At 36.0% G+C, this 7,923-nt stretch carries 5 protein-coding genes; all 5 read left to right on the plus strand.

Annotation, left to right across the window (positions count from 1 at the left end; genetic code table 11):
• Positions 1-109: 109 nt before the first annotated feature.
• The 5 genes from yaaA (at position 110) to ACIQ4I_RS19375 (ending at position 7,522) form a co-directional block, all read left to right on the plus strand.
• Complete coding sequence (gene yaaA, locus ACIQ4I_RS19355) at positions 110-337, plus strand: S4 domain-containing protein YaaA (RefSeq protein WP_403099077.1); 228 nt, start codon at positions 110-112, stop codon at positions 335-337.
• 1 nt (position 338) lies between these two features.
• Positions 339-1,460 (plus strand): DNA replication/repair protein RecF, encoded by a 1,122-nt coding sequence (recF, locus tag ACIQ4I_RS19360; protein WP_403099079.1) that lies wholly within the window; start codon positions 339-341, stop codon positions 1,458-1,460.
• A 77-nt stretch (positions 1,461-1,537) separates the two neighbouring features.
• On the plus strand, positions 1,538-3,463 hold the full coding sequence (gene gyrB, locus ACIQ4I_RS19365; protein WP_403099080.1) for a DNA topoisomerase (ATP-hydrolyzing) subunit B: 1,926 nt from the start codon (positions 1,538-1,540) through the stop codon (positions 3,461-3,463).
• A 25-nt stretch (positions 3,464-3,488) separates the two neighbouring features.
• The gene (gyrA, locus tag ACIQ4I_RS19370; RefSeq protein WP_403099083.1) at positions 3,489-6,011 is read left to right on the plus strand and encodes a DNA gyrase subunit A; all 2,523 of its coding nucleotides are present in this window, start codon (positions 3,489-3,491) and stop codon (positions 6,009-6,011) included.
• A 410-nt stretch (positions 6,012-6,421) separates the two neighbouring features.
• Positions 6,422-7,522 carry an HD-GYP domain-containing protein gene (locus ACIQ4I_RS19375; RefSeq protein ID WP_403099086.1) on the plus strand — a complete coding sequence of 367 codons (1,101 nt, stop codon included), beginning with the start codon at positions 6,422-6,424 and terminating at the stop codon, positions 7,520-7,522.
• Positions 7,523-7,923 lie beyond the last annotated feature (401 nt).

Below are 7,923 nucleotides of genomic sequence, written 5' to 3' on the forward strand. Positions count from 1 at the left end.
GGGGTTTATTTAAAAAGGGTAGTCATTTCAGTGACTATCCTTTTTACTTATGAACAAAAGTTCGGTAAAATAGAATTAGACATGAATAGAAGCAGAGGATGAAAAAATAGTGAATGATATTGTATTAGAAAGTGAATTTGTAACACTGGGACAATTTCTTAAAATGACGGATGCAATTAGCTCAGGTGGGATGGCCAAATGGTTTTTGCAAGAAAATGATGTCTATGTAAATGGCGAGATTGATCGTAGAAGAGGTCGTAAACTACATGTAGGAGATTTAGTGAATATTCCAGGGTGCGGAAGATTTTGCCTAGTAGATTCAAAAAGCGAGGAATAGCATGTACATTGAGCGACTAAAGCTGACTAACTATCGAAATTATGAATCTCTCGACTTATCTTTTTCTCCAAAGATTAATGTTTTCATTGGTGAAAATGCACAAGGTAAAACGAATGTTATGGAATCTATTTATGTTTTAGCTATGGCTAAATCGCACCGTACATCGAGTGAGAAAGAATTGATACGGTGGGAGCAAGACTATGGTAAAATAGAAGGTGACGTTCAGAAGAAATATGGTCACTTACCGTTAGAGTTGACGATTTCTAAAAAAGGGAAGAAGGCAAAAGTAAATCATTTAGAACAGAGTCGCTTAAGCGATTATATTGGACAAATGAATGTTGTTATGTTTGCCCCGGAAGACTTAACTGTAGTTAAAGGCAGTCCTCAAATTAGAAGACGTTTTCTCGATATGGAAATCGGGCAAATTTCTCCAGTATATTTACATGATTTATTGACTTTTCAAAAGTTGTTAAAGCAACGCAATCATTTACTTAAACAAAATCAAGGGAAACAAACATTGCAAGATGTGATGTTTGATGTTTATACAGAGCAGTATATTGAAGCGGCTGTTAAGGTTATTCATAAAAGATTTCATTTTATGGAGTTGCTACAGGAGTGGGCAGGTCCAATTCATTATGGAATTTCGAGAAATCTCGAAGAAATGAAAATTCGCTATCGTCCGGTTAGCGGTATGGATGCGGAATGGTCACCAGAACAAATGGCTGCTCATTTAGCTGTAAAATTAAAAGAAGCCGTGCCTCGGGAATTAGAAAGAGGCGTTACACTAATCGGTCCGCATCGTGATGATTTGCAATTTATTGTAAATGGTTATGATGTTCAAACTTATGGATCACAAGGGCAACAACGGACAACGGCCTTATCACTCAAATTAGCTGAAATAGAACTTATTAAGCAAGAAGTTGGGGAAGCGCCAATCTTACTATTGGATGATGTTCTTTCAGAATTAGATGATTACCGCCAGTCACATTTATTGAACACGATTAAAGGTGAAGTACAGACCTTTGTGACAACTACAAGTGTAGAGGGTATAGATCATGAAACAATTCGTGAGTCAGCAATGTTTCATGTGAAACAAGGTTCCGTGGGTGCAGAGAAAGACTAGTATTCCACGGATTTTGTAGGTTTAAGAGAATTACAAATAATGCATACTAATGCCATGAAAGAGTAGGTGGAACAACAATGGCGATCGAAGACAATAAAAAGCCTGTTGCGTATGATGCAGAACAAATTCAAGTATTAGAAGGTTTAGAAGCCGTTCGTAAACGTCCCGGTATGTATATCGGTTCAACAAGTTCCAAAGGGTTGCATCACCTCGTTTGGGAAATTGTAGACAATAGTATTGATGAAGCATTAGCTGGCTATTGTTCCGAAATTACAGTAGCAATTGAAAAAGATAACTGGATTCGTGTAGAAGATAATGGTCGTGGTATTCCTGTCGATACACAAGAAAAAGTGGGTAAACCAGCTGTCGAAGTAATTATGACTGTACTTCATGCTGGGGGTAAATTCGGCGGTGGCGGATATAAAGTGTCTGGTGGTCTACATGGTGTAGGTGCCTCAGTTGTAAATGCACTTTCAGTTGAAACCATTGTACAAGTACACAGAGATGGCCATATTCATGAAATTAAATTTGAACGTGGTATAACTGTACAACCACTAAAAGTCATTGGTGATACAGATCGTAATGGTACAACAACACGATTCAAAGCAGACGGAGAAATTTTCAAAGAAACAACAGTTTATGAATTTGATATCCTAGCACATCGTATTCGTGAACTTGCTTATCTGAATCGCGGCATTAGTATTTCCATCGTAGATGAACGCGGCGAAGAAACTCGCAAAAATACTTATCATTATGAAGGCGGTATTAAATCATACGTTGAACATATCAACGAAAAGAAAGAACCACTTCATGAAGCAATCGATTTAAAAGGTGAAAAAGATGGGATATCTGTTGAAATAGCTATGCAATACAACTCAGGCTTTTCATCAAATATTTTCTCTTTTGCAAATAATATCAATACCTACGAAGGTGGTACACACGAATCAGGGTTTAAAACTGCACTAACACGTGTGATCAATGATTATGCACGCAAAAATCATGTATTAAAAGATTCAGATGCTAATTTATCAGGTGAAGACGTTCGCGAAGGCTTAGTTGCCATTGTTTCTGTTAAACATCCTGATCCACAATTCGAAGGTCAAACGAAAACAAAATTAGGAAACTCTGAAGTAAGTGCTATTACAAATTCATTATTCTCTGAACGCTTTGAAAGATTTTTATTAGAGAATCCGACAGTTGCAAGAACAATCGTTGATAAAGGTTTAGTTGCATCTCGTGCACGTGTGGCGGCAAAGAAAGCCCGAGAAATGACACGACGTAAATCAGCATTAGAAGTATCAAGCTTGCCAGGAAAACTAGCAGACTGTTCATCTCGTCTTCCTGAAGAATGCGAAATTTACATCGTAGAAGGTGACTCTGCTGGTGGTTCAGCAAAATCCGGCCGTGATCGTCACTTTCAAGCTATTTTGCCATTGAAGGGTAAAATTTTAAATGTTGAAAAGGCACGTTTAGACCGCATTTTATCAAATGCTGAAATCCGAGCTATGATTACTGCAATCGGTACAGGGATTGGTGAAGAATTTGCTTTGGATAAGGCACGTTATCATAAAATTGTCATAATGACAGATGCCGATGTCGACGGAGCGCATATTAGAACTTTATTATTAACATTCTTCTTCCGCTTTATGCGACCACTTATTGAAGCTGGATATGTTTACATTGCTCAACCACCTTTATTTAAAGTAGCGCAAGGTAAACATGTAGAATATTGCTATAGTGATAAAGAATTACAAGAAATACTAGAACGCTTACCAAAGCAACCAAAACCAGGCATTCAACGCTATAAAGGTCTTGGTGAAATGGATGCGGAGCAGTTATGGGATACAACAATGGACCCAGAACACCGCGTTCTATTACAAGTTGAATTAGATGATGCCATTGAAGCAGATCAAACATTTGAACAATTAATGGGTGATGATGTTGAACCAAGACGTCAATTTATTCACGAAAATGCTGTTTATGTAGAAAACTTAGATATTTAGTTATTTTCGAAGGGAGGTCAGCACTTTGTCTGAAACAAACAACTCCGGCGTTAAAGGAGTAAATATTACTAAAACAATCAAAACTTCATTTTTAGATTATGCAATGAGTGTTATCGTTTCTCGTGCACTACCAGATGTTCGTGATGGTCTTAAACCAGTACAACGTCGTATTTTATATGGTATGCAAGAGCTAGGTAGTACCTCAGATAAACCATATAAGAAATCAGCTCGTATCGTTGGGGATGTTATGGGTAAATACCATCCACATGGTGACTCCTCAATCTATGAAGCAATGGTACGTATGGCTCAAGATTTTAGCTATCGCTATATGTTAGTTGATGGTCATGGTAACTTCGGTTCCGTTGATGGAGATGGCGCTGCTGCCATGCGTTATACAGAATCACGTATGTCTAAAATCGCGATGGAAATGCTACGCGATATTAACAAAGATACAATTGACTATCAAGATAACTATGATGGAAACGAAAAAGAGCCAGTCGTATTACCAGCTCGTTATCCAAACTTACTTGTCAATGGTGCATCAGGGATCGCTGTAGGAATGGCAACAAATATCCCACCACATCAATTAGGAGAAATAATTGATGGTGTTTTGGCCGTCTCAGATAATCCAGCTATTACAACAGAAGAATTAATGGAAATTATACCGGGTCCTGATTTCCCAACTGGTGGTATTATTTTAGGCAGAAGCGGTATCCGCCGTGCTTATGAAACTGGTCGTGGATCCATTGTAATCCGTGCTCGTGTAGAAATAGAACAAAAATCAAGTGGTAAAGAAGTCATCGTTATTCATGAACTTCCTTATCAAGTCAATAAAGCACGACTAATTGAAAAAATTGCAGAACTAGTACGAGATAAAAAAATCGATGGTATTACAAATTTACGCGATGAATCTGACCGTACAGGAATGCGTGTTACAATTGATGTTCGTAAAGATGCCAATGCAAATGTTGTATTAAATAACTTGTATAAACAAACAGCTATGCAATCAAGCTTTGGTGTTAATATGTTAGCTCTTGTCGGTGGACAACCAAAGGTATTGAACTTAAAAGAAGCTCTTTACCATTACTTAGAACACCAAAAGGTTGTTATTCGTAGACGTACAGAATTTGAATTACGTAAAGCTGAAAGTCGCGCTCACATTCTAGAAGGATTACGTATCGCACTTGACCATATTGATGAAATTATTAGTCTAATCCGTGCATCTCAAACAACTGAAGAAGCAAAAAATGGCTTGATGGAAAGATTTAATTTAAGTGAACGTCAAGCTCAAGCGATTCTAGATATGCGTCTACAACGCTTAACTGGTTTAGAACGAGATAAGATTGAAGGCGAGTATCAAGAATTACTAGCGCTAATAAAAGAATTAAAAGAAATTCTTGCAGATGAAGCAAAAATTCGTCAAATTATTCATGATGAATTACTAGAAATAAAAGAACGCTTTAATGATGCCCGTCGTACAGAAATTACTTCTGGTGGTTTAGAAATGATCGAGGATGAAGATTTAATTCCACGTGAAAATTCTGTGATTACAATAACACATAATGGTTATATTAAACGACTTCCAGCTAATACTTACCGTAGCCAACGTCGTGGTGGACGTGGTGTTCAGGGTATGGGAACACATGAAGATGACTTTGTAGAACACCTACTTTATACATCTACTCATGACACCATTCTTTACTTTACTTCTAAAGGGAAAGTGTTCAAAGCTAAAGGTTATGAAATACCTGAGTTTGGCCGCACAGCAAAAGGCTTACCGTTAGTTAATTTATTGAATGTAGATAAGGGAGAAAAGGTAACTGCTGTAATTCGTGTACCATCTTATGATGAAGATGCATACTTCGTCTTCACAACTCGAACAGGGGTTACAAAACGTACACCATTATCAAACTTTGCTAATATCCGTACTAACGGTTTAATTGCTATTTCACTACGTGAAGATGACGAATTAATCTCTGTGCGCCTAACGGATGGGCAAAAGGAAATTATTATTGGTACACACGATGGTATGCTAGTACGCTTTAATGAAGAGGATATCCGTTCAATGGGACGTACTGCAGCTGGTGTCCGTGGTATTCGATTAAGAGACGATGACTATGTTGTTGGCATGGAAATCGTCGAACCAGATCAAGAAATACTTGTAGTAACTGAAAAGGGTTACGGTAAACGAACTCCTGAAGCAGAGTATCGTCTACAAAATCGTGGTGGCGTAGGCATCAAAACTTGCCAAATTACTGATAAGAACGGACCTCTAGTAGCCGTAAAAACAGTTGATGGGCAAGAAGATATTATGCTAATGACGATTAACGGTATGTTAATTCGTATGGATATTGATGATATTTCTGTTACTGGACGGAGCACTCAAGGTGTTCGCCTAATTCGCCTATCTGATGATGAATTAGTTGCAACTGTAGCAAAAGTTAAAAAAGAGTCTGATGAAGAAATTGAGTTAGATGAATTAGAAGTAGCTGAAGAAGTTGAATCAACTGAAGAGACTACAAATGATAACGAAACTTCAGAAGAATAATTAATAGATATCATTACTTTCTAGATTAGAAAAAAGGAACGCATTTAGCGTTCTTTTTTTCTTTGTATTAAATTCTCTTTGTGGGAAAAGTAAGCTAAGCAAGGCCCCACACGAACGTAGTGTTGCTAAGTTGAAGCTAGCAAAGCGATTCAGACTTCACAGGAGGAGGATTGTTGCTTGCCTGCGGAAAGGGTCCGTCTGTAACGGAAACGATAAGCTTATCATTTATTCAAATCAAGAGTATAATGCCGAAATTTTTAACTAGAAAAGTATTTATGAAATGGATTCATTTATAATTTTTTATGGATTGAATCGAATGATGTTTAGTAAATAGTAAAGTAACTATTACAATTAAAAAAAAATTCAGTTACAATAAATCTAATATTATTAATTCCGAAGGGGGGATTTGTTTGGATACTAAATTAGTGAAAGTGTCCGATTTACGTTTAGGTAGCGTTATTGCAAAAGATATTATAGCTAACACTCAATTTCCTATTATATATAAAAATACTAAAGTTACACGGGATCATTTGCCAGTATTAAAAGCCTTTCAAATTTCCCAAGTGCCAGTATTAACTTCTTCTATCGAATTAAAAAAAGCTAATAAACAGGAAGTTGCAACTACGTCTAGTGAACAAAGAGAAACAATAGAAGAAGCATACATAACATCATTTGAAAGAAAATACATCGATGTAGTAGAAAAGTTTAAAATGGAGTTTTTAAATTGGGAGTCTGGTAGTAAGGTAGATATCACAAAAGTTAGAACAAACATTTTACCGTTAATTCATGATGTTTTAGAAAATCGAGAAAAAATATTTATATTGAATGAGTTCTCAGATAGCAAAAACTATATTCATCATCACTCTGTAGCAATTAGTTTAATCTGTGCAGTTATTGCACAAAAAATGGGCTATGGTAAAGGGGACGTTATCCAAATTGCTATAGCAGGCGCAGTTGCAGATTGCGGGATGGCGAAAGTTGGAAAGAAAATAAGGGAGAAAAATGGTCCTTTAACAGAATATGAATTTAAGGAGATTCAGGAGCACCCTTATTATAGCTTGCAAATGGTCAATAGTATTTCAATTCTTAAATCAGATATGAAAATTGCGGTATATCAACATCATGAAAGATTAGATGGTAGTGGTTATCCAAGAGGCGACAAGGGAAATGCAATCTCAATATATGCCCATATTATTGCAGTAGCAGATGTATTCCATGCAATGACTTGTGAAAGAGTATATCGTACAAAAGAGTCCCCATTTAAGGTATTAGAAATGATACGGGAATCCGAATTTGGAAAATTTAACATTAAAGTTGTGCAAGCGTTATCCACTTGTGTAGCGGACTTAGCATTAGGAACAAAAGTAGAACTTTCAAATGGTTTAGAAGGATCTATTGTATTTACTAACAAAACAACAGAAACAAGACCTGTAGTTAAATTAGACGATTCAAATGATATTATCGATCTTGTAAAAAATAGAAGTATATATATTGAACGTTTAATTTTATGATAAATAAAGGATTCTTTACTATAATACAGATAGTGTTAAGTCTTCTATTTATAGCAAAAGAATCTTTTATTCTCTTTATGAAAAATATATATTGACATCATCTGATTTAATAGATATACTTTATAAGTCGCTAACAAGTGACAATCAAAAATTATATTAATCTTTTGAAAAAAACTCTTTTAAAAAGATGTTGACAACGAAAGATTATAATGATATAATAATTAAGTCGTTAAGATGACGACAAGATATGAACCTTGAAAACTGAACAAGCAAGACGTTAATCAATAAACTTTGATCACTAACTTCTGTTAGTGACAAGGACAAAAATAGATATCATCTTATAGATGATACGCTAGCAAAGCTAATGAGCTTTCAAACTTTACTTTTATGGAGAGTTTGAT

The sequence above is a fragment of the Rummeliibacillus sp. NPDC094406 genome, from assembly GCF_044763875.1.
GTDB lineage: Bacteria > Bacillota > Bacilli > Bacillales_A > Planococcaceae > Rummeliibacillus.

Bases quoted from the DNA above. Each gene is read 5' to 3' on its own strand.
- recF (WP_403099079.1), top strand. From the start codon at position 339: ATGTACATTGAGCGACTAAAGCTGACTAACTATCGAAATTATGAATCT.
- gyrB (WP_403099080.1), top strand. From the start codon at position 1,538: ATGGCGATCGAAGACAATAAAAAGCCTGTTGCGTATGATGCAGAACAA.